Source organism: Polaromonas sp. P1_F4 (assembly GCF_056405675.1).
In genome coordinates, this window is sequence record NZ_JBFUBP010000015.1 from 78,001 (window position 1) to 100,043 (window position 22,043).

Consider the following 22,043-nt stretch of genomic DNA (forward strand, 5'->3'; position numbering starts at 1 on the left):
AACAGGCTACACGCAGTGAGCCTGGACGGGGGTGAGCTTATGAATCCGACGGGGGTGCTATCTACTATCTGTTCAATACGCTTTGCAAAGCCTTCCCGGTGTGCGTGCCCAGCTTCACCACCGCCTCAGGCGGTGCCGAAGCCACCACGCGCCCACCTGCGTTGCCGCCGTCCGGCCCCAGGTCGATCACCCAGTCGGCTTCGGCGATCACGTCCAGGTCGTGTTCGATCACCACCACGCTGTGCCCGCCGTTGACCAGGCGGTGCAGCACGTGGATCAGCTTTTCCACGTCGGCCATGTGCAGGCCCACGGTGGGTTCATCCAGTACATACAGCGTGTGCGGCGCCTTCTGGCCGCGGCGCGTGATGTCGTCGCGCACCTTGCTCAGCTCGGTCACCAGCTTGATGCGCTGCGCCTCGCCGCCCGAGAGCGTCGGCGAAGGCTGGCCCAGGGTGAGGTAACCCAGGCCCACGTCTTTCAGCAACTGCAGCGGGTGGCTGATGTTGGGCATGGAAGAGAAGAAATCCACCGCCTCGTCCACTTCCATCTTCAGCACGTCGCCGATGTTTTTCCCGCGCCAGGTCACGGCCTGCGTTTCGGGGTTGAAGCGCGCGCCGTGGCAGGTTTCGCACAGCACCTTCACGTCGGGCAAGAAGCTCATGCCGATGGTGCGCACGCCCGCGCCTTCGCAGGTGGGGCAGCGGCCTTCGCCGGTGTTGAAGGAAAAGCGCCCGGCGCTGTAGCCGCGCGCGCGGGCTTCCAGAGTGTCGGCAAAAAGCTTGCGGATCGTGTCCCAGAAACCGATGTAGGTGGCCGGGCAGGAGCGCGGCGTCTTGCCGATGGGCGTCTGGTCGACTTCCAGCACGCGGTCTACCGCCGCATAGCCTTCGATGCGTTCGCAGCCGGTCCAGTCGGGCGTCTTGCCCTTGTCGTCGGCATCGCGCCCAGATTTGGTCGAGCGCTGCATGACACCCGCGTGCACATTGGTCAGCAGCACGTCGCGCGCCAGCGTTGATTTGCCCGAACCCGATACACCCGTCACCGCCACCAGCCGGTACAGCGGCACGGTGACCGACACGTCCTTGAGGTTGTGCAGGTCGGCATTGACCACGGTGAGCCAGGAGGTGAAAGGCCCGGCCGCCGCGGGCGCCGCATTGTGCAGCGCGCTGGCACTGGCTGCGGCGGCTTTCAAAGCGGCGGCTTTGAGCGTGGCCGCCTTCTGCTTGCTCACGGGTTTGGCGTTCACGTCGACGGCTGCTTCCTTCGCCACGGCCACCGGCGCTGCGCCCTTGCGCGTTTCGCGCCGCAGCTGCAGCGGGTGAATCAAGGGGTTCGCCAGGTAGCGGCCCGTCAGCGATTCCGGCACCGCCGACAGCTGCGCCGCCGTGCCCTGCGCCACCAGCGTGCCGCCGCGCTTGCCTGCGCCGGGGCCGATGTCGATGATGTTGTCGGCGCGGCGGATCGTGTCTTCGTCGTGCTCGACCACCACCAGCGTGTTGCCGCGGTCGCTGAGTTTGCCCAGCGCGCTCAGCAAAATCTGGTTGTCGCGCGGATGCAGGCCAATCGTCGGCTCGTCCAGCACATAGCACACGCCCTGCAGGTTGGAGCCGAGTTGCGCCGCCAGACGGATGCGCTGCGCCTCGCCGCCCGAGAGCGTGGGCGCGCCGCGGTCCAGCGTGAGGTAGCCCAGGCCCACGTCTTCGAGGAATTCAAGGCGGCTCTTGATTTCGGGAATCAGGTCGCGCGCGATGCCGGCCTCACGGCCCAGCAGGGCGAGTTTTTCAACCCAACCCCGCACGTCCGTCACCGACAGCGCCGCGATGTCGGCAATGCCGACGCTGGCGAACTTCACCGCGCGGGCCTTGGCGTTGAGCCGCGTGCCTTCGCAGGTCGGGCAGGCGGTGCCGGCCACGTCTTCCACCTCGGGTTCGGCAAAACTTTGCTCGCGGCCCTTGTTGTCGTCGTCCATCACCGAGTCGTCAAACACCTTGCGCTGCTCTTTGGTGAGCTTCACGCCCGTGCCCACGCAGTCGGGGCACCAGCCGTGTTTGCTGTTGTAGCTGAAGAGGCGCGGGTCCAGCTCGGCATACGAGGTGGCGCAGATCGGACAGGCGCGCTTGGTTGAGAAAGCGATCAGCTTGCCGATGTTTTTGGCGCTGGCGCCAGCCATCATCGCGCCGCGCAGGCCATCGAGCGGGGCCAGCACATGGACAACGCCCTTACCGTGCTCCAGAGCGGTTGCCAGTGCGGCGCGCAATGCGGCCTCGTTGTCGGGCGAGACATGGATATCGGCAATCGGCAATTCGACCGTGTGTTCCTTGAATCGGTCAATGCGCGGAAAGCCCGTGGTCGGCAAAAATTCGCCGTCGATGCGCAGATGCGTGTAGCCGCGTGGGCGCGCCCAGTCGGCCAGCTCGGTGTAGACGCCCTTGCGGGCAATCACCAGCGGAGCCAGCAGGCCGATATGCTGGCCGCGGTAGGTCTTGATCAGCTGTGCGGCAATGCTCTCCGGGCTTTGCGGCATCACGGCTGCGCCGTCTTTGGTGCAGTGCTGGATGCCCAGCTTCACGTAGAGCAGGCGCAGGAAATGCCAGACCTCGGTGGTCGTACCCACGGTGGACTTGCGGCCGCCGCGCGACAGGCGCTGCTCGATCGCCACGGTGGGGGGAATGCCGTAGACCGCATCCACTTCAGGCCGGCCGGCCGGCTGCACGATGCTGCGTGCGTAGGCGTTCAGCGATTCAAGATACCGCCGCTGCCCTTCGTTGAACAGGATGTCAAACGCCAGCGTTGATTTGCCCGAGCCCGACACACCGGTCACCACATTGAACTTGCCGCGCGGAATGTCGACCGACAGGCTCTTGAGGTTGTTCTCTTTGGCGTTGACGATCTGGATCAGGTTGGAAAACGCCGGCCGTGTGGCCCAGACCTTGGGACGCGACTCTTCAACGCCGTGCACCTTGCCCATGGCCTGCTCGTATTCGCGCAGCGCCAGCGCAGTGTGTGAAGTCGGATGCTGGCGCACCTCTTCAGGCGTACCCTGGGCCACCAGCAGGCCACCGCCCTCCCCGCCTTCGGGGCCGAGGTCGATCAGCCAGTCGGCCGAGCGGATCACGTCGAGGTTGTGCTCGATGACGATCAGCGAATGGCCGGCTTCAAGCAGCTTGCGCAGCGCGCGCATCAGCTTGGCGATGTCGTCAAAGTGCAGGCCGGTGGTCGGCTCGTCGAACAAAAACAACGTGCCGCGGCCCGGCTGCCTGAGCGCCAGCGCCTGCTTGCTGGCGCTGGTGGTTTTGCTGGCATTGGCGAGGAAACCCGCGAGCTTGAGGCGCTGCGCCTCACCGCCCGACAGCGTGGGCACGGGCTGGCCCAGCTTCACGTATTCCAGGCCTACGTCGACGATCGGTTGCAGCGCGCGCACCACTTCGCGGTCTTGCGCAAAGAGGGCAATCGCCTCGCTCACCGTGAGGTCCAGCACGTCAGAGACATTGAGCAGGCGCGGCTTGACGTCGCCAATCGCCTTGCGCTCAATCGTCACTTCAAGGATCTCGGCGCGGTAACGCTTGCCGTCGCAGTCGGGGCAGCGCAGGTAGACGTCACTCAAAAATTGCATCTCGACATGCTCGAAACCCGAACCGCCGCAGGTCGGGCAGCGCCCGTCACCGTTGTTGAAGCTGAACTTGGTGGCGGTGTAGCTGCGCTGTTTGGCCAAGGGCGCCAGGGCGAAGAGGTCGCGCACCGCATCCCACGCCCCCACATAGCTGGCCGGGTTGGAGCGCGCCGTCTTGCCGATGGGCGACTGGTCAACAAACACCACGTCGGTCAGGTGGTCGGCGCCCATCAGGCGGTCATGCAGGCCTGGCGTTTCAGTCGCCTTGCCGAACTGGCGCAGCAAGGCCGGCGCCAGGATGTCCTGCATCAGCGTGGACTTGCCCGAGCCGCTGACGCCGGTCACGCAGACCAGGCGCTGCAGCGGAAAATCGACGGTCAGGTTCTTCAGGTTGTGGTCACGCGCGCCTTCGAGGATGAGGCGCGGGGTGTTGTCAGTCACCGCGCGCTTGAAGCCCATGCCCACCTGCTTGCGTGAGCCGAGGTAGGCGCCGGTCAGCGTGTCGGCATGTTTGATGTCGTCGGGCGTGCCGTCAAACACAATCTGGCCGCCCTTCTCGCCCGGGCCGGGGCCCATGTCGATCAGGCGGTCGGCTGCCAGCATGACGGCCGGGTCGTGCTCGACCACCACCAGCGTGTTGCCGGCGTCACGCAGGCGGTGCATGGCCTGGGTGATGCGGTTCATGTCGCGCGGGTGCAGGCCGATGGAAGGCTCGTCGAGCACAAACAGCGTGTTGACGAGCGAGGTGCCCAGTGCCGTGGTGAGGTTGATGCGCTGCACTTCCCCGCCCGAGAGCGTGCGGCTTTGCCTGTCGAGCGTGAGGTAGCCGATCCCGACATCGCAGAGGTACTTCACGCGGGTCTGGATTTCTTCGAACAGCGACTTGAGCGCCTGCAATTCGGCATCGTCGCCCATCACGTCGAGTGAGAGGCCGCTGAAGAACTGCCGCAGCCTGTCAATTGGCAGGCGCATCAGGTCGTGCAACGCCAGGCCCGGCAGGGCTTCGAGCTGTTCACGGCTCCAGTGCACGCCCACCGGCATGAAGCGCTGGCTGGGCGGCAGCACCGCATCTGCGGCTTCTTTGGAACCGAGGCGCCAGAGCAAAGACTCGAGCTTGAGGCGCGCGCCGCCGCAGGTTTCGCACTGCGTGTAGCTGCGGTATTTGGACAGCAGCACGCGGATATGCATCTTGTAGGCCTTGCTTTCAAGGTATTCGAAGAAGCGCTTGATGCCGTACCACTGCTTGTTCCAGTTGCCGTCCTTATAGCCCGGTGTGCCGTTGATGACCCAGCCCTGCTGCTCGGGCGTGAGCTTGTACCAGGGCGTGTCGCGCGGAACGCCCGCCGCTTCGGCGTGGCGCAGCAGGTCGTCCTGCGCTTCTTTCCAGGCCGGGGTCTGGATGGTCTTGATCGCGCCGGCGCGCAGGGTGAGCTTGTCGTTGGGAATCACCAGGCCGTAGTCGACGCCGATGACGCGGCCAAAGCCGCGGCAGGTTTCGCAGGCACCCATGGCCGAATTGAAAGAGAACAGCGAAGGCGTGGGGTTGGTATAACGCAGGTCGCTGTCGGGGCAATGCAGGCCAGTAGAGAAGCGCCACATCACATCCGGTTGACCATCCTCTGCGTGTTTTACATAGATGTTCAGTCGCCCGCCACGCTTCAATGCCGTCTCGATGGCTTCCATCACACGGGCTTTTTCCACCGCGTGGGTGCGAAAACGGTCGGCCACCACGTCCAGCAGCTTGTGCGGACCGGCCGGCGTGGCCACGTCCCGCTGGGCATGCACGCGCGTGAAGCCGCTGACAGACAGCCACTGCTCGACCTGCTCGGCGCTGGTGTTGCCGGGCAACTCAACCGGAAAGGTCAACACCACGCGCGGATCCCCCTCTTTGGTGCGCGCCATCAGCTCGGCATAAATCGATTCAGGCGTGTCGTGGCGCACGTTCTGGGCGGTCTGCTTGTCGAAGAGCTGCGCGGCGCGCGCGTAAAGCAGCTTCAGGTGGTCGTTCAACTCCGTCATGGTGCCCACGGTGGAGCGCGAGCTGCGCACCGGGTTGGTCTGGTCGATGGCGATGGCGGGCGGCACGCCTTCCACTTTGTCGACGGCCGGCTTGTCCATGCGGTCCAGGAACTGCCGTGCGTAGGCCGAGAAGGTTTCCACATAACGGCGCTGGCCTTCGGCGAACAGCGTGTCAAAGACCAGGGAGGATTTGCCCGAGCCGCTGGGCCCTGTAACTACCGTCATTTCACCGGTGCGGATATCCAGATCGAGGTTTTTGAGGTTGTGCTGGCGCGCGCCGCGAATGCGGATGATTCCCTGGGACATGAGTGCAGTCTTTCCTGAAGAGGTCAAACATTCTAGACAGGGCAATCGGCTGTGCAGGACGTAGGGATTAATATCCTTTTTGCACACTTTTAGCTACGTCAATTAGGGCGGCTTCTGGTTTTCCTGATCGCATTTTTTGCGCTTTCATGCTTCACTTATGGATACATCATTTCACCCGGATGGAGATACTGTGAACAACATGAGAAAACTCAGCAGATGGTGCGCCGCCATCGCGATGGTGGCCGTGGCCCAGGCCAGCCATGCGCAACTCCTTGTCGGGCAGACCGCAGGGTTCACCGGCCCCGTGGGCGCCGGCGTCAAGGAAACCACGGAAGGCGCCAAGCTCTACATCGACGCCGTCAATGCCAAGGGCGGCGTGGGCGGGCAAAAGATTGAGCTGGTGTCGCTCGACGACAAATTCGATCCGAAGCTGGCGGTCGAAAACGCACGCAAGCTGATTGAAGAACAAAACGTGCTGGCTATGTTCCTGACCCGCGGTACACCCCATACCGAAGCCATCATTCCGCTGCTCGACAAAAACAGCGTGCCGCTGGTCGGCCCTTCTACCGGTGCCATGGTGCTGCACCAGCCCGTCAAAAAACATGTGTTCAACGTACGCGCCACCTACCAGCGTGAAGCTGAGAAAGCGGTCACTCACCTGCATTCCATGGGCATCACGCGTATCGGCATCGTGTATGCCGACGACAGCTTCGGCGCTGACGGCGTGATGGGCGCGCAAAAAGGGCTGACGACTGCCAAGCTGCAGCCCGCTGTACTGGAAAAATTCGACCGCTCCAAACCCGACTTCGCGCCGATCGCACCCAAGGTTTACCAATCCAACGCGCAGGCCGTCATCATGGTGGCCTCAGGGCAGGCCGTGGTCGACGGCATCAAGGCCTTCCGCGCGGGCGGCTCCACGGCGCAGATCGTGACGCTTTCGAACAATGCCTCGGGCGGCTTTGTGAAAAGCCTGGGCGACAACGCCCGTGGCGTGATCGTCACGCAGGTGTTTCCGTATGAGCGCTCCATCGCCTTCCCCATGGTGAAGGAGGCACAGGAGCTGGCCAAGGCCAAGGGGCAAGCCGACGTGAGCCCCGCGATGCTGGAAGGTTTTGCTGCTGCAAAGGTCTTGGTGGAGGGCTTGCGCCGGGCAGGCGCCAAACCCACGCGCGAGAAACTCCAGGCGGCCCTGGAGGGCATGCGCAAGATTGATATCGGCGGGCTGGAAGTGAGCTACAGCCCCGAAGACCATACCGGGCTGGATTTTGCCGATCTGTCCATCATCGGCACCGACGGAAAATTCAAGAGATAAATAGCACCCCCCCTGCCGACGCTCACTTCGTGTAGCGTCACCTCCCCCCAGGGGGACAGGCGCCTTGCGCCCGGCATAGCCGGATCGCGGCCCCTGCTTGAGAATTCGCAGACCCGCGGCCAAGCCATGCAGGTTTGAAGATTCCCCCTGCCGACGCTCACTTCGTGTAGCGTCACCTCCCCCCAAGGGGGACAGGCGCCTTGCGCCCGGCATAGCCGGATCGCGGCCCCTGCTTGAGAATTCGCACACCTGCGGCGCCAAGCCGTACGGGTTTGCTCAACCGTACAGCGCCTGCTCAAGTTCCTTGAACTTCTCGGGGCCTACAGCTTCCTTGATCTTGGGTGCCAGCTCCTTGAGCTTGTCGATGTCGCCTGCGGCTTCCACCGCAAGGTTCAGCCGGAAACCCCGAAGGCCCAGGGCGGCCGTCAGCCGCGTGGCGATGGGGTAAGCCCTTGAATAATGCTCTTGCGCATTCAGGGTGGGACTGCCGTCGGCGTTGTGCGCCGACACCTCAGGGACTGGCTCGGCAGGCGGCTGCACTGCCAGCGGTGCCAGCAGGCCCAGCGAAATCAGGTGGTTGATGTCTTCTGCGGTTACGCCGAATCCTGAGGTGGCCTTGACCACATCGGCCATGCTGCGTTTGCCGTCAAACATGATGAAGGCAGAGCGCTGCCGGGGGGTCAATGCGACGGTTCGGTTCTGTACGGCGGTCTGGCCGGCTTCCGTCTTGGTGTAAATCATCGGCTGGTCTCCAGTAAATGCGCGAGGGCGCCACCATGCGGTGCTTGATATTCAGAGACGCTGTAATGGCTTGTTTTGTCTCTGTTAATTCAATTTACCTCATTTTTACCTGCGCCGCACCTATTTCGGGCATGTCGCGGCACTGTCCTGCCTGCGAATGCGCCACGCGCTGCCAGCCTGATCCCTTCACTCAACCGCCCGCACCAACCCCAAAAGCAGCCGCAACAACAGGTACATCCAGCCGCGAAGCACCATGTTTTTCACCACTCAGATCAATATCGCCGCCCTTGTTCAACAGAAATAATGCCAGCCCGGCAATCACGATAAAACCCACAACAATTTTCCACATCTTTCTTTCTCCCAAAAAAAAGCCCCCGGCAAATGGATGACGAGGGCCCGTAAAAAACACAAGGCTTTTCAGCCTGAAAAGACCGGTGCGGGCTCCTGGCCCGCACCGGCGCAAATACCCATCAGTCGTTGGCGTAAATATCCACGTCCTTGGTTTCCTTGATGAACAAGGTGCCAACCACCAGCGTCATGGCGGCGACGATGATCGGGTACCAGAGGCCGTTGTACATATTGCCGGTCTGCGCCACGATGGCAAAAGCCGTGGTGGGAAGCAAGCCACCGAACCAGCCGTTACCGATGTGGTACGGCAGGCTCATGGAGGTGTAGCGGATGCGCGTCGGGAACAGCTCCACCAGCATGGCGGCGATCGGGCCGTACACCATGGTGACCAGCAGCACCAGATAGAACAGGATGACCGTGACCATGACCTTGTCGACCTTGGCTGGATCAGCCTTGCTCGGGTAGCCGGCAGCCTTCAGGTCGTCCGCGACCGCTTTCTTGAACTCGGCGTCCTTCTTCTTGGCGTCGTCGGCGCTCAGGCCCTTGGCGTTGTAGCTGGGGATGGCGGTTTCGCCGATCTTGATGGTGGCCACGGTGCCGGCGGGTGCGGCGACGTTGTCATAGCTCACCGAAGCGCCTGCCAGCACCTGCTTGGCGATATCGCAGGAGCTGGTGAACTTGACGGTGCCGGTCGGGTTGAACTGGAACGAGCACTCTTTCGGGTCGGCGGTCACAACCACCTTGTTCTTGGCTTGTGCCGCGGCCAGGTCAGGGTTGGCGGCTTTGGTCAGCGCAGTGAACACGGGGAAGTAGGTGACCACAGCCAGCAGGCAGCCGGCCATGATGATGGGCTTGCGGCCGATCTTGTCGGACAGCGTTCCGAAAATCACGAAGAAAGGCGTACCCAGGATCAGCGAATAAGCCACCAGGATGTTGGCCGTGGGGCCGTCGACCTTGAGCGCCTGCGTCAGGAAGAACAGCGCGTAGAACTGGCCGGAATACCACACCACAGCCTGGCCGGCGGTCAGGCCGATCAGCGCCAGGATCACGATCTTCAGGTTTTTCCACTGGCCGAAAGACTCGGACAACGGTGCCTTGGAGGTCTTGCCCTCAGCCTTCATTTTCTGGAAGGCAGGAGATTCGTTCATCGACAACCGAATGTAGACCGACACGGCCAGCAGCAGGATGGACACGATGAACGGAATGCGCCAGCCCCAGTCGGCGAATGCGACTTCGCCCATGGCGGTACGCACACCCAGGATGACCAGCAGGCTCAGGAACAGGCCCAGCGTGGCTGTGGTCTGGATCCAGGAGGTGTAGGCGCCGCGCTTGCCCTGTGGCGAGTGCTCGGCCACATAGACAGCTGCACCACCGTATTCACCGCCGAGCGCCAGGCCTTGCAGCATGCGCAGGGCAATCAGGATCACCGGGGCGGCGACACCGATGGATGCGTAGTTGGGCAAGAGGCCGACGATGAAGGTCGACAGGCCCATGATCACGATGGTGACCAGGAAGGTGTACTTGCGGCCGATCATGTCGCCCAGGCGGCCGAACACCAGCGCGCCGAAGGGGCGCACGATGAAGCCGGCTGCAAAAGCGAGCAGCGCAAAGATGAAGGCAGAGCCCGAGTCCAGTCCGCTGAAGAACTGCTTGGCAATGATGGCTGCCAATGAACCGTAGAGGTAGAAGTCATACCACTCAAATACGGTGCCGAGCGAGGAGGCGAAAATCACCTTCTTCTGCTCGGCTGTCATCGGCCTGTTGTCGACGGCTGTTGCCATGATGTTGTCTCCAAAATAATGAGACTTCCGGTATGGAAGCTACCTTCATTATTTTGGTTGTGGCTGACCTAGCTCTGACGTGAAACTAACAGGAGCTTTCACGAAACTTATGCGTGGCTGACAAGTCAAGGGGAAACCCTTGAAGAACTTTTCAGCATGCGAAGCACCTCAGGGAAAACGCTTAAAACCTTCTTAGGCCCCGCGTCGAATGCCCGTCGCAACCTTACACACGGCATTCCAGCCATCACCCTCAAACCAGGGACTGCCGAGCAGGTACTCGCGCAGCATCGGCAACGCATCCAGGCCCCAGAAAATTTTGCCGTCGACTTCAAACGCCGGTACACCAAAAACGCCCTTGGCAATCGCCGCTTCCGTATTGCTTTTAAGCTGCGCCTTCACGCCCTCGTCCTGTACATCGCGCGCAGGCGCGAGCTGCTTGACCAACGCTTCGTAACGGGCCGCATCGCCGGCTTCACCGCCTTCGCCCCAGACATGGCGAAAGATGGTTTCGCACGCATAGCGGTTGGGCGTGCCGCCCTGCCCCTCGGGGCCGCAGGCCACAGCCAGGCGCAGCAAAGGCAAGGGGTTGAAGGGATGGCTGGCCGGCATCTTCATCGCGATACCCAGGCTGTGTGCCAGCCACAGCACCTGCCGGTAGGTCCAGTCGCGTTTGGGGGCGATCTCCGCAGGGCCCAGCTGGCCATAGTGCTTGAGCATGCCCGCGAACAGCACCGGCGTGTACGCCACGCTGTAGCTCACACCCTTCAGCGCTTCGGGAAGGCGCTCAAAAGCCAAAAAGGCATAAGGCGAAATGACGTCGAAGTAGCATGTGATGTGCTTGATCGCGGGCGCATCACCGGCTGCCGGCTTCATCGTCGTGTTCTCGCCGGTCATGGCTGCATCGCAGTCATGCGCTGCCCGATGGATGTCCAGATATGGCGCTTGCCGGCATCGTCAGCGCCGCTCCACTGCGCGATTTCATCGCGCGTGCGAAAGCAGCCTTCGCACAGGCCCGACGCTGCGTTCATGCGGCACACGGAAATGCAGGGCGACGGGACGTCGGGCTCATCGTCGAGTGTGGCCGCGCGCAGGGACACCAGTTCGATCGCATGCTTGCGTGCCAGTTTGTCTTCGTCCACATTCACCGCAAAGTCCGCCACCGGCGCGCCCGTCAGCAGCTCAAGCTCCTGCGGCGACAGCTGGAACACCGCATGCGGGTGGCCCGCGGCGGCCCACACGGTTTCAAAGCGGAACAGCGAGCGGTCAATCAGCGTCACGGAGGGCGTGGCATGCGCCAGCGGCGACACACCGCCTATGGAGAACCCCGTGCGCGCCTTCACAAACTCCGCATCGGCCCGTGCCAGGCGCTTGCCGTCGATACACACCATGGCCTCGACCTTTTTTTCATCGACCCGCTGGTCGCCGGACGTCACCACCAGCACGGCGGCATCGTCGGACTTGCGGCGAAAAATAATGCTCTTGGCAATCTGGCCCACCTGCACACCCAATGCATCGGCCGCCTGCTGCGCGGTGCGCGCGGCATCGTCGAGCATGACGGGTGCATGCAGGTGGCCGCTGTCCAGCAGCACTGCGGCAACCCGCTGCACGCCTTCCGGTAACGATTTCAATTCAGCGCCACACATGTCAATTCATTCGTTTGTTAAGAAGCGCGGTTGCCGCGCGGGAGTTCGGCTTGCGCCCCAGAAAATCGCTGATGAATTTTCCCGCATCAATGAGCTTGTCCAGGTCAATGCCCGTCTCAATGCCCATGCCATGCAGCATGTATACGACATCTTCGGTCGCCACATTGCCCGTCGCGCCCTTGGCAAACGGGCAGCCGCCCAGGCCGGCCGATGAGGTGTCGTATTGCCATACGCCCATCTGCAATGCCATCAGCGTATTGCCCAGCGCCTGGCCGTAGGTATCGTGAAAATGCCCGGAGACATCGTTGATGTCGAAATGTTTGAGCGTCGCCTCCATGGCACGCTGCACCTTGAGCGGCGTGCCCACGCCAATCGTGTCGGCCACACCCACATGCTGCACGCCTATGCCCTTCATCAGGCCGGCGAGCATGTCCACACGTTCAGGCGCAATGTCGCCTTCATAAGGACACCCCACGGTGCAGGACATCGCGCCCCGCACATAAATGCCTTTTTCACGCGCGGCCTCGACCACGGGGCGAAAGCGCTCAATGCTTTCGGCAATCGAGCAGTTGATGTTCTTCTGGCTGAAAGCCTCGCTGGCCGCGCCGAACACCACGATCTCGTCGGGCCACAGCTCGCGCGGCGGCGCAATCGCGGCTTCAAAGCCTCTCATGTTGGGCGTCAGCACCGAATAGCGCACACCCGGCTTGCGTTTGATGCCCGCCATCACCTCGGCGTTGTCGGCCATCTGCGGCACCCACTTGGGCGACACATAACTCGTGACTTCGATCTCGGTCAGGCCCGCGTCCTGCAGGCGGTGCACCAGCTCGATCTTTACGGCGGCAGGCACCTGGGCTTTTTCATTTTGCAAGCCGTCGCGCGGGCCGACATCGACAATTTTGACTTTGGAGGGCAAGGACATGGTTTTTCCGTATTCGATTTCAAGGTCAGGCGGCCGCAGGTGCCGCGCTGCGCGGGCGCAACCACAAAAGCAGCCAGCCGGCCAGCACACCCAGCGCACTGAACAACAACAGAACCCCACCGATAAAGCCCTGCACCAGCACCGACCCCACAATCTGGGCCTGCACCGGGTCTTCCGCCGGGTAACGCACCTTCACGGTTTCACCGACTTTGTGAATGGCGCCGCCCTGGCGCACCAAGGGGTCGGCCACACGCAGGGTACGGCCATCGTGCGCGGAAAATTCGACAATGCTTTTCTGGCCCGTGCTGAGCTTCAGGCGGGACGCTTCATGTCCCACCACCCGCCCGGCTACCGTGCGGGTGTCGCTGCCAAGACCCAGGCTTGAGGCCAGCAGCCAGAGAGCCCCCAGGGCTGTCAGCCCGCTGGGCACCAGCAACAGCCAGCCCAAAACACTGAGCAGGCGGTGAGATGTGGACGATGGCATCAATGAAACTCCGGGGCCTGCGCTTCAACAGCCGCTTCAATAGCCACGCAGTGGATCAACAATACCAGCAACCCGCTCCCCGCGTTCGACGGCACGCACCTTGCCCGCAATCTGGGCAATGCTTTCCTCACGCAGCGTGCGGGCCGAGGTGTGCGGGGTTACCGTGACTTTCGGGTGTTTCCAGAAAGGGTGATCTGCCGGCAGCGGTTCAACATGGAATACATCCAGCGTGGCGCCCGCCAGGTGGCCGTTGTCGATCAGCGTGATCAGGTCGCCATCGACCAGGTGGCTGCCGCGCGCCACGTTGATGACATAGCCGCCGGGCCGCAACTGCGACAGGGTGTCCAGGTTCATGATGCCCCGCGTTTCAGACGTCAGCGGCAGCAGGCACACCAGGATGCGGCTAGCCGCCAGGAACTCCTGAAAATCCTGCCCGCCCACTTCGCCTGAGAAGCACCGCACCCCCTCAATCGTCTTGGGCGACCGGCTCCACCCATTGACCGGAAAGTCAAACTGGGCCAGCGCGCGGCCGACGCGCTCGCCCAGCACGCCCAGGCCCATCACGCCAATGGGATAGTCGGTGCGCAGCCGCGGCTTGCGGTACGACCATTTGCCTTCGGCAATATCGGCCTCATAGCCATCGAGCTCGCGAAAATGGCGAATCACCGCATGGCACACAAACTCGGCCATCTGCACGGACATGCCGGCGTCGTCCAGCCGCACCACCGGAACACCTGCCGGTAGCCGCAGCTTCATCAGCGCATCGACACCGGCGCCAATGTTGAAGATGCCCTTGAGCTTTGGCTGCTCGTCAAAGAACTGCTGGGGCGGCGCCCAGACCACCGCGTAGTCGGCCGGCGCCGCGCCGGCGGACCACAACTCCACCTGCGCATCGGGAAACTCGGCCTTCAGGCCGTCTACCCAAGGCTGGGGTTTGATATCGGAACAGCAAAAACTGATGCGCATTGAAAAGAATCCCGTTTGAATCAAGGCAAAGTAAAAATCAAACGGCTATTTTCAACAATTCCGAGCCTTCGCTCACCTGGTCGCCCGGTGCATACAGCAGCTCCTGCACCACGCCATCGGCCGGCGCGGCAATGGTGTGCTCCATCTTCATGGCTTCCATCACCGCCAGTGGCTGGCCTTTGCTCACCTTGTCGCCCGCCTTGACAGCAAACGACACCACCTTGCCCGGCATGGGCGCCGTGAGGCGGCCGCCTTCGGCCTGCGCTTCGCCCGCATGCGCCAGCAGGTCGATGGAAAGGATTTGCGTGGCGCCTTTCGCGGTGAACACATGGTCCAGCTCGCCCTGGGCATACACGGCGGCCGTCATGCGCTGGCCGGCAAACTGCACGTCAATTCCCTGGGCGGTTTCGGCAAATACCAGCGGGCCCGATGCCTCGTCAATCGTCAGACGCAGCGCACCGTCGTGCAGATAGGCAAGCGTTGCCTTGGCGGGTTCGCCGTGAAATTCAAACTCAAAGCGGCGCTCCATCACACCATGCGAGCGCCAGCCGTCGCGGCGGCTGAAAGGGTCTGCGCCTTCCATGGCCCGCTCATCCAGCAGTGCTTTGGCCACCGCCGCCGCACCCGCCATGGCCAGCCCCACCGGCTCCTGCCTGAAGAGCACAGCTTCTTCGCGCTGGATCAGCGCGGTGTCGAGGTTGGCTTTGGCAAACGACGGGCTGCGCACCACATAGCGCAAGAACTGCACATTGGTGCTCAGACCCACGATGCGGGTCTGCGCCAGCGCATCGTCCAGCCGGGCCAGCGCTTCTTCGCGCGTGGCGCCATGCACGATGAGCTTGGCCACCATGGAGTCGTAATAAGGCGAAATCGCGTCGCCTTCACGCACGCCGTCATCCACCCGGACCTGTCCTCTTTCAAATGCCGTGTGCGCCGGCTTCTTGTAGACGTGCAGCGTGCCGGTGGCGGGCAAGAAGTTGTTGTCGGGTGTTTCGGCACAGATACGCGCTTCGATGGCATGGCCGTGGATTCGCAGTTGATCTTGCGCCAGCGGCAGTTTTTCGCCTGAGGCCACGCGCAGTTGCCACTCCACCAGGTCCAGGCCGGTGATCGCTTCCGTCACGGGGTGTTCGACCTGCAGACGCGTATTCATTTCCATAAAGAAGAAATTCATGCTGCCGTCGGCTCGCTGCTCGACGATGAACTCCACCGTGCCCGCGCCCACATAATTCACGGCACGCGCCGCCGCCACGGCGGCCTCACCCATCTGCTTGCGCATGGCTTCCGTCATGCCGGGCGCCGGCGCCTCTTCCAGCACTTTCTGGTGGCGGCGCTGCACCGAGCAATCGCGCTCAAACAGGTAAACGTAATTGCCATGCGTGTCGCCAAACACCTGGATCTCTATGTGGCGCGGGCGCTGGGCGTATTTTTCCACCAGCACCGCATCGTCGCCAAAGCTGTTGATGGCCTCGCGTTTGCATGAGGCCAAAGCCGCATCGAAGTCTTCCGTCTTGTCGACCGCGCGCATGCCCTTGCCGCCGCCGCCCGCGCTGGCCTTGATCAGCACCGGGTAGCCAATACGGTCGGCCTCGCGTTTGAGCAGCGCCGGGTCCTGGTCGCTGCCGTGGTAGCCGGGCACCAGCGGCACGCCGGCTTTTTCCATCAGCTGCTTGGACTCGGCCTTCAGGCCCATGGCCTTGATGGCCGAGGCCGGTGGGCCAATAAAGACCAGCCCTGCGTCGGCACAGGCCTGCGCAAATTCCTCGTTCTCGCTCAGGAAGCCGTAACCCGGGTGAATCGCCTCGGCGCCCGTGGCCCTGGCGGCTTCAATGATGCGCTCCCAACGCAGGTAACTGTCTTTGGGCGCGCTGCCGCCGATGTGCACCGCCTCGTCGCAAAAGCCGACATGCTTGGCGCCCGCGTCGGCATCGGAATAAACCGCAACAGACTGGATGGCCATGCGCCTGGCAGTAGCAGCCACTCGGCAGGCTATTTCACCGCGATTGGCAATGAGTATCTTTTTAAACATGGTTAACTTTCGCGGTGAAATACCCTGCGCACGCTTCGCGTGCCATGCAATTTAGCTTCGCTGCTGCGCGGCTTTGCCGCTGGTCACCGCGATTTGCGATAAGGATCTTTTTAAACATGGTCGTTCTTTGAGAAAGGAGACTTCAAGGTGAAAGCGGAAGCGGTGCCGGGGTCCGGCCTGCCGCTGAAAATGCGAGCCACGCGGATAAACAGCTGACGCAGGAACCGCCAGCAAACGCGGATCAGCCAGATGCTGAGCGCCAGCACCAAAGCCAGCACCACCACAAACACCAGCGGGTGCGCAATCGCCAGCCACAGGCCGGCCGGCACCAGCGAGTCTTCCACCAGCGAGGCGCCGATGTTGCTGAAGGGCTCGGGCGATGTGTTGATGGCTGCGCGCGTCGTGGCCTTGGCCGCAAAGCTGGTAGCGGCCAGCGTGCCGCCCAGCAGGGCTGCTACCAATGCGCCGAGGCCGTTGTCTGCGCCAAACACGGCGGCGGCCAGCGCCGCACCCGCAGGGATGCGGATCACGCCGTGCACCACATCCCACAACGAATCCAGCCCCGGAATCTTGTCGGCAAAAAATTCAATGAACACCATGAAGCCACTGATGCCCAGCACCACCGGGTTGGACAGCAGGTGCAGGCCCTGCGGAAGCTCTACCCAGCCCATAAAGCCGGCCAGACCGGTCAACAGCACGACAAGGTACAGGCGCACGCCACTGGCCCAGCCCAATGCACCGGCGAGAGCAATCAGTTGTGCGGTGTCCAGCGTGTTCATGGCGTCATTCGGGTTTTGAAGGCAGCCACGAGGGCTTGCGTTTTTGCAGGAAGGATTGAACGCCCTCACGCCCTTCGGGGCTCACGCGCACGTCGGCAATGCTTTCCACCGTCATCTGCACCAGCTCCGGCGTGATGGGCTGGCCGCCCACGTCCTGCACCAGTTGCTTGCACAGCTTCACGGCCTCAGGCCCTGAATTGACAAGTGCCTTCACGAGCTCGGCCACCTTGGCGTCCAGCGCCTCGGCCGTCACCACCTCATGAACAAAACCAATGCGCAAGGCCTCGGCCGCATCAAAACGCTCGGCCGTGAGGAAATAGCGATGCGCCGCCCGCGCGCCCATCGCGCGAATCACATACGGGCTGATGGTGGCGGGTATCAGGCCCAGCTTCACCTCGCTGAGGCAATACCCCGCCGTGTCCACTGACACAGCCATGTCGCAGGCTGCCACCAGACCGATACCACCGGCATACACGTCGCCCTGTATGCGGGCAACCACCGGCTTGGGGCATTCATAAACAGCCTGCAGCATGGTCGCCAGGCGGCCCGCGTCTTCCAGGTTTTGCGCATGGGTGTAGTCGGCCATGCTGCGCATCCAGTTCAGGTCGGCGCCTGCGCAAAAGGCCGGGCCATTGGCCGCCAGCACAACGCATCGCACTTCGTCGTGCATGCCCAGCTCGACAAAAGCCTGGGTCATCTCGGCAATGACCTCCTGGTTGAAAGCATTGCGCACGTCGGGGCGGTTCAGCGTGACGGTCGCCACCAGCGCCTCGACCTGGATGTTCAGATGGTTCATCTCATTTGTCCTTTCCGGCTGGCTTTTTTGATCACATGCGGAACACGCCGAACTTCGTATCAGGAATCGGCTGGTTCAGTGTGGCCGACAAGCCCAGCGCCAGCACACGCCGCGTATCCGCCGGGTCAATCACGCCGTCGTCCCAGCCGCGCGCTGTGGAGTAATACGGGTGTGACTGGTGGCCAAACTGGTCGAGCACGGGCTGCTTGAAGGCGGCCTCTTCTTCGGCGCTCCAGGTGCCGCCCTTGGCTTCAATCGCGTCGCGCTTCACGGTGGCCAGCACGCCGGCGGCCTGTTCGCCGCCCATCACGCAGATGCGCGCGTTCGGCCACATCCACAAAAAGCGCGGTGAATACGCCCGGCCGCACATGCCGTAGTTGCCGGCGCCGTAGCTGCCGCCAATGATTACCGTGAACTTGGGCACCTGGGCCGTGGCCACAGCCGTCACCATCTTGGCGCCGTGGCGGGCAATGCCTTCTGCTTCGTATTTGCGGCCGATCATGAAGCCGGTGATGTTCTGCAGAAACACCAGCGGCACCTTGCGCTGGCAGCACAGCTCGATAAAGTGCGCGCCCTTCTGGGCCGATTCGCTAAACAGAATGCCGTTGTTGGCGATGATGCCCACGGGCATGCCTTCAATGTGCGCAAAGCCGCAGACCAGCGTGGGGCCAAAGCGCGCCTTGAACTCATGAAATTCGCTGCCGTCGACGATGCGGGCAATCACCTCGCGCACGTCATACGGCTTTTTGGGGTCGACCGGAATCACGCCATGCAGCTCTTGCGGGCTGTAGAGCGGCGGCACGGGCGTGCGCAGGGCCTGGTCGAAGCGCTTGGTTTTGTTGAGGCTGGCCACGGCCTGGCGGGCCAGGGCCAGCGCATGCGCGTCGTTTTGCGCCAGGTGGTCGGCCACGCCCGAAAGCCGCGTGTGCACATCGCCACCACCCAGGTCTTCGGCTGAAACGATTTCGCCAATGGCCGCCTTCACCAGCGGTGGGCCGCCCAAAAAGATGGTGCCCTGGTTCTTGACGATGATGGTCTCGTCGCTCATGGCCGGCACATACGCGCCGCCGGCCGTGCAGCTGCCCATGACCACGGCAATCTGCGCAATGCCCTGCGCGCTCATGTTGGCCTGGTTATAAAAGATGCGGCCAAAGTGGTCGCGGTCCGGAAACACGTCGTCCTGATTCGGCAGGTTGGCGCCGCCTGAGTCAACCAGGTAGATGCAGGTGAGGTTGTTTTGCATTGCCACTTCCTGCGCGCGCAAATGCTTTTTCACCGTCATCGGGTAGTAGGTGCCGCCTTTCACCGTGGCGTCGTTGCACACGATCATGCAGTCGACCCCATTGACGCGGCCAATGCCGGTGATGACGCCGGCGCAGGGTGCGCTGTCGGTGCCGTCCCTATCGGGGTACATGTCTTTGGCGGCCAGCGGGCCGAGCTCGAGGAAAGGCGTGCCCGGGTCCAGCAGCATCTGCACGCGGTCTCGTGGCAGCAGCTTGCCACGCGACACATGCCGCGCCCGCGTGGCCTCGCCGCCGCCCAGGGCGGCCTTGGCGACTTGCGCGTTCAGGTCGTCTACCTGCGCCTGCATGGCGGCGGCATTGGCCTGAAAGTCGGCAGAGCGGGCGTTGAGTTTTGTCTCCAGAGCGGGCATGGCAATTCCTGAAATACGGGTGAAAGGCGCTGAAACGGGGCTGGCCTGCGCCAGACCTTCGGGCGCGTGGGCCCTACCTTAGCGCCAGATTAGCGCTAAAGAGCCAGCTTAGCGAAAACCCGCCCCATCCATACAGCCAACGAGGTTGCAAATCCTGCCACCTGAGCGGAAAATTGCCGCCATGCCCACCAAAGCACCCGCCAAGCCCACCACCCCACCCAAAGCCGCCACCCCCATGGCCTTTTCCAGAAGCATTGCAGCCGCCTACAAACGCTACAACCAAAGCCCGGAAGAAGCCCTGAAACTGGCACAGATCACGCCAACGCAACTCAAGCAAGCCAACGCCCACATCACCGCACGCCAGATGGAGCTGTTGTCAGGCGCCGCCATGCAGGAACTGGACGACGAAGGCCTGGGCGCCTTCAGCCGCAAACTGCCCTGGGGCAGCTACGGCATGCTGGCCCGCGCCTCCATCAGCTCACCCAACCTGGGCGTGGCCCTCAAACGCTGGTGCCGACACCATGCCCTGATTGCCGGCGACATCACCCTGCGTGTCACCACATCCGGCGATACCGCAGCCATTACGGTTGAGGAGAAAGAGCCCGGCCAGGTCGGTGAGTTTGCTTTGGTCCACGTGCTGCGCAACATCCACGGCCTGGCCTGCTGGTATGTGGATTCACGCATTCCGCTGCAGGGCGCACGCTTTCCGTTTGCCGCGCCGTCGCATGTAGAGGCCTATGGGCTGATGTTCCCCGGGCCGCTGCTGCAGTTCAATGCAGCGCAGGCCGAGATACGGTTTGATGCGCGCTACCTGGCCTTGCCACTGCGGCGTGATGAAAAGGCCTTGCAGCAAATGCTGCAGCGCGCTTTGCCGTTGACGGTGTTGCAGTACCGGCGCGACAGGTTGCTGGTAGAGCAGGTACGGCAGGCGCTGGCGAACCCGGCGGTGGCTTCGCACAATGCGGAGACTTTGGCGGCGGCACTCAATATGTCTGCGCGCTCATTGCACCGGCAGCTTCAGGAAGAAGGCGCTTCGCTGCAGCAGCTTAAGGATGAGGTGCGGTTTGAGAAGGCGAAGGAGTTGTTGCTGAGAACCTCAAAGCCCATCAAGCAAGTGGCCGAGGCTTCGGGGTTTCGGAATGAGAAGAGTTTTATTCGGGCGTTCAAAGAGTGGGCAGGGATCCCGCCTACGGCCTTCCGACAAACGCTCATCTAACCTAATCGGAACGATGACATCACGCACGCACTCTTGCATCAATTTCAGCTCGGACCTCGTCATACACATCAATTGCAGACTGCGCTCCAACCTCAATAGATATCGCGATTGCGTATGGAACAGGTTCAACATACTCTCCAGCTGCGGATCGACATGAAACTCGAATGAGTAAGTCACCCCCGTCCACATAAGGCGCTGCCCTATCTCCTTCTCTTCGCTCATGAAGCACGCTTCCCCGCTTTGTCGTGGCGAAGCTCGGTTGACCTGGCGTTCGCCCCAGCGCCAACGAGTAGCTTGGATCACCCCCTGGAGTGATATCCAAGGCCGCAACCCGGTAGCCCTGATGACGAGGATTGACCGGCGAGAACCATGCCATGGTGAAGGTAACAGCTCGAAAATCTAGCGCGCCATTCAGAGTCTTTGGGAGAGGGACTCGGTAAAGCCGTGCGTAGCCCGGCACAAGTTCTCCATATCCGATTAGCGTCGCGCGGTTGCGCGCGCACTCCAGAGTTCTTGGAACATCTACTGGACCATAGCCGAGATGACGCGTGACATTGTCCTTTCTCTCGTTGTATTTCCGAGTGTCCGATGGCCCAAATATTGGCTCAAGCAAATCTCCACTTGTCCCCCAAGATGCACCATGGACCAGCAATGTCTTTGCGAGTAATCCGTGAAATTCTGAAGGAGCGTCAGGCAAGGCCGCAGATTCATCAAATACCAGAGCATCGAGGATTTGATGTGCTGCGCGAGTTGCCAATGCTGTTGCTGCACTAGTACCGAAGGTATGCGCGGTTTTCGAGAGATTCGCACCTACCGGGTCCGGGGCGGCAGCCAGAAGACCGAATGCACGCTGGGTCAGCATCACCGGCGCTATGTGGAGATGCGGATTTGTGCTCCTCATCTGAACCAATTCACGTCCGCCGTTCATCAGAATGTCTGGCTTAACAATTCGCCTATGTCCCAACCCGAGCGCAGAACTAAGATTGGGCAGTGCGTCCCGAACAAAAGGATCAATCGCATGGTGGTTCTGCTGTCTAACCACAAGCGAGTCCGCGTGTGCTGCTCCAACGGTAAGGGAATTCAGCGATTCTGCTGGTGAAAGTAGCGTTCGATAGGCCTTGTTAGCATGCATTGCGGAAAGCACCGCTTTCTCTCTTTCTTCGGGGACCGCAGCTTCAAAAGCGGTCCACTGTTGAATTCCGTCGAAATCTGATCCACTTAGCGCAGTAATTTCCATCCAAAACTGACCCACGTAGGCACTACTCTGCTTGTTTTAAAAGCAGGGGGAAATTAGGAGTGATAGACGTGGCGACATTGAATGTCATCAGACGTTGGGCATTGCGGGATCAGATGTCCATCCGCGAGATCTCAAGGCGTACAGGCCTGGCTCGCAACACCGTGAAGAAGCACCTGCGATCAGAGGAGAGCGAGCCTAAG

The 22,043-nt window shown here is 62.1% G+C and carries 17 protein-coding genes; 3 read left to right on the forward strand and 14 right to left on the reverse strand.

What is annotated here, in order from left to right:
- Positions 1 to 64: 64 nt before the first annotated feature.
- A complete protein-coding gene (gene uvrA, locus AC1DYQ_RS21770) occupies positions 65 to 5,935 on the reverse strand; it encodes an excinuclease ABC subunit UvrA (RefSeq protein WP_477688545.1) in 5,871 nt (1,956 codons plus the stop codon).
- Between the two features lie 199 nt (positions 5,936 to 6,134).
- On the opposite strand from uvrA, the gene AC1DYQ_RS21775 reads away from it, so the two are divergent.
- The gene (locus tag AC1DYQ_RS21775) at positions 6,135 to 7,247 is read left to right on the forward strand and encodes an ABC transporter substrate-binding protein (RefSeq protein WP_477688546.1); all 1,113 of its coding nucleotides are present in this window, start codon (positions 6,135 to 6,137) and stop codon (positions 7,245 to 7,247) included.
- Between the two features lie 276 nt (positions 7,248 to 7,523).
- Here AC1DYQ_RS21775 and AC1DYQ_RS21780 read toward each other — a convergent pair whose 3' ends face one another.
- The 12 genes from AC1DYQ_RS21780 to AC1DYQ_RS21835 all read right to left on the reverse strand — a co-directional run bounded on the left by AC1DYQ_RS21780 (position 7,524) and on the right by AC1DYQ_RS21835 (position 19,390).
- On the reverse strand, positions 7,524 to 7,988 hold the full coding sequence (locus tag AC1DYQ_RS21780; RefSeq protein WP_457282875.1) for a hypothetical protein: 465 nt from the start codon (positions 7,986 to 7,988) through the stop codon (positions 7,524 to 7,526).
- Between the two features lie 190 nt (positions 7,989 to 8,178).
- Positions 8,179 to 8,337, reverse strand: a complete 159-nt coding sequence (locus tag AC1DYQ_RS21785) for a hypothetical protein (protein ID WP_477688547.1) — start codon at positions 8,335 to 8,337, stop codon at positions 8,179 to 8,181.
- A 121-nt stretch (positions 8,338 to 8,458) separates the two neighbouring features.
- Positions 8,459 to 10,117, reverse strand: a complete 1,659-nt coding sequence (locus AC1DYQ_RS21790) for an MFS transporter (protein ID WP_477688548.1) — start codon at positions 10,115 to 10,117, stop codon at positions 8,459 to 8,461.
- 192 nt (positions 10,118 to 10,309) lie between these two features.
- On the reverse strand, positions 10,310 to 10,960 hold the full coding sequence (locus AC1DYQ_RS21795; protein ID WP_477688559.1) for a 2-hydroxychromene-2-carboxylate isomerase: 651 nt from the start codon (positions 10,958 to 10,960) through the stop codon (positions 10,310 to 10,312).
- A gap of 47 nt (positions 10,961 to 11,007) precedes the next feature.
- Positions 11,008 to 11,745 carry a YbaK/EbsC family protein gene (locus AC1DYQ_RS21800; RefSeq protein WP_477688549.1) on the reverse strand — a complete coding sequence of 246 codons (738 nt, stop codon included), beginning with the start codon at positions 11,743 to 11,745 and terminating at the stop codon, positions 11,008 to 11,010.
- A 16-nt stretch (positions 11,746 to 11,761) separates the two neighbouring features.
- Positions 11,762 to 12,682, reverse strand: coding sequence for a hydroxymethylglutaryl-CoA lyase (locus tag AC1DYQ_RS21805; RefSeq protein WP_477688550.1), 921 nt, complete (start codon positions 12,680 to 12,682; stop codon positions 11,762 to 11,764).
- Positions 12,683 to 12,707: 25 nt separating this feature from the next.
- Positions 12,708 to 13,166, reverse strand: a complete 459-nt coding sequence (locus AC1DYQ_RS21810) for a DUF3592 domain-containing protein (RefSeq protein WP_477688551.1) — start codon at positions 13,164 to 13,166, stop codon at positions 12,708 to 12,710.
- Between the two features lie 36 nt (positions 13,167 to 13,202).
- Positions 13,203 to 14,132, reverse strand: coding sequence for a 2-hydroxyacid dehydrogenase (locus tag AC1DYQ_RS21815; protein ID WP_477688552.1), 930 nt, complete (start codon positions 14,130 to 14,132; stop codon positions 13,203 to 13,205).
- A gap of 37 nt (positions 14,133 to 14,169) precedes the next feature.
- Positions 14,170 to 16,161, reverse strand: a complete 1,992-nt coding sequence (locus AC1DYQ_RS21820; RefSeq protein WP_477688553.1) for an ATP-binding protein — start codon at positions 16,159 to 16,161, stop codon at positions 14,170 to 14,172.
- Between the two features lie 110 nt (positions 16,162 to 16,271).
- Positions 16,272 to 16,940 carry a DUF4126 domain-containing protein gene (locus tag AC1DYQ_RS21825; RefSeq protein WP_477688554.1) on the reverse strand — a complete coding sequence of 223 codons (669 nt, stop codon included), beginning with the start codon at positions 16,938 to 16,940 and terminating at the stop codon, positions 16,272 to 16,274.
- Between the two features lie 4 nt (positions 16,941 to 16,944).
- Positions 16,945 to 17,736 carry an enoyl-CoA hydratase/isomerase family protein gene (locus tag AC1DYQ_RS21830; RefSeq protein WP_477688555.1) on the reverse strand — a complete coding sequence of 264 codons (792 nt, stop codon included), beginning with the start codon at positions 17,734 to 17,736 and terminating at the stop codon, positions 16,945 to 16,947.
- Between the two features lie 31 nt (positions 17,737 to 17,767).
- A complete protein-coding gene (locus AC1DYQ_RS21835) occupies positions 17,768 to 19,390 on the reverse strand; it encodes a carboxyl transferase domain-containing protein (protein WP_477688556.1) in 1,623 nt (540 codons plus the stop codon).
- Positions 19,391 to 19,571: 181 nt separating this feature from the next.
- Here AC1DYQ_RS21835 and AC1DYQ_RS21840 point away from each other — a divergent pair, with 181 nt between their 5' ends.
- On the forward strand, positions 19,572 to 20,606 hold the full coding sequence (locus AC1DYQ_RS21840; RefSeq protein ID WP_477688557.1) for an AraC family transcriptional regulator: 1,035 nt from the start codon (positions 19,572 to 19,574) through the stop codon (positions 20,604 to 20,606).
- A gap of 19 nt (positions 20,607 to 20,625) precedes the next feature.
- On the opposite strand, the gene AC1DYQ_RS21845 is transcribed toward AC1DYQ_RS21840, so the two are convergent.
- Entirely contained in the window at positions 20,626 to 21,858 is a 1,233-nt protein-coding gene (locus tag AC1DYQ_RS21845) for a S8 family serine peptidase (RefSeq protein ID WP_477688558.1), read from the reverse strand.
- 44 nt (positions 21,859 to 21,902) lie between these two features.
- Between AC1DYQ_RS21845 and AC1DYQ_RS21850 the strand changes: the two genes are divergently transcribed.
- A partial coding sequence (locus tag AC1DYQ_RS21850; protein WP_477685834.1) for a winged helix-turn-helix transcriptional regulator occupies positions 21,903 to 22,043 on the forward strand: 141 nt, incomplete at its 3' end.

What these genes read in the sequence shown, in the direction of transcription:
- uvrA (WP_477688545.1), bottom strand. Translation starts at nt 5,935, where the DNA reads ATGTCCCAGGGAATCATCCGCATTCGCGGCGCGCGCCAGCACAACCTC.
- AC1DYQ_RS21775 (WP_477688546.1), top strand. Translation starts at nt 6,135, where the DNA reads ATGAGAAAACTCAGCAGATGGTGCGCCGCCATCGCGATGGTGGCCGTG.
- AC1DYQ_RS21780 (WP_457282875.1), bottom strand. Translation starts at nt 7,988, where the DNA reads ATGATTTACACCAAGACGGAAGCCGGCCAGACCGCCGTACAGAACCGA.
- AC1DYQ_RS21785 (WP_477688547.1), bottom strand. Translation starts at nt 8,337, where the DNA reads ATGTGGAAAATTGTTGTGGGTTTTATCGTGATTGCCGGGCTGGCATTA.
- AC1DYQ_RS21790 (WP_477688548.1), bottom strand. Translation starts at nt 10,117, where the DNA reads ATGGCAACAGCCGTCGACAACAGGCCGATGACAGCCGAGCAGAAGAAG.
- AC1DYQ_RS21805 (WP_477688550.1), bottom strand. Translation starts at nt 12,682, where the DNA reads ATGTCCTTGCCCTCCAAAGTCAAAATTGTCGATGTCGGCCCGCGCGAC.
- AC1DYQ_RS21810 (WP_477688551.1), bottom strand. Translation starts at nt 13,166, where the DNA reads ATGCCATCGTCCACATCTCACCGCCTGCTCAGTGTTTTGGGCTGGCTG.
- AC1DYQ_RS21815 (WP_477688552.1), bottom strand. Translation starts at nt 14,132, where the DNA reads ATGCGCATCAGTTTTTGCTGTTCCGATATCAAACCCCAGCCTTGGGTA.
- AC1DYQ_RS21820 (WP_477688553.1), bottom strand. Translation starts at nt 16,161, where the DNA reads ATGTTTAAAAAGATACTCATTGCCAATCGCGGTGAAATAGCCTGCCGA.
- AC1DYQ_RS21825 (WP_477688554.1), bottom strand. Translation starts at nt 16,940, where the DNA reads ATGAACACGCTGGACACCGCACAACTGATTGCTCTCGCCGGTGCATTG.
- AC1DYQ_RS21830 (WP_477688555.1), bottom strand. Translation starts at nt 17,736, where the DNA reads ATGAACCATCTGAACATCCAGGTCGAGGCGCTGGTGGCGACCGTCACG.
- AC1DYQ_RS21835 (WP_477688556.1), bottom strand. Translation starts at nt 19,390, where the DNA reads ATGCCCGCTCTGGAGACAAAACTCAACGCCCGCTCTGCCGACTTTCAG.
- AC1DYQ_RS21840 (WP_477688557.1), top strand. Translation starts at nt 19,572, where the DNA reads ATGCCCACCAAAGCACCCGCCAAGCCCACCACCCCACCCAAAGCCGCC.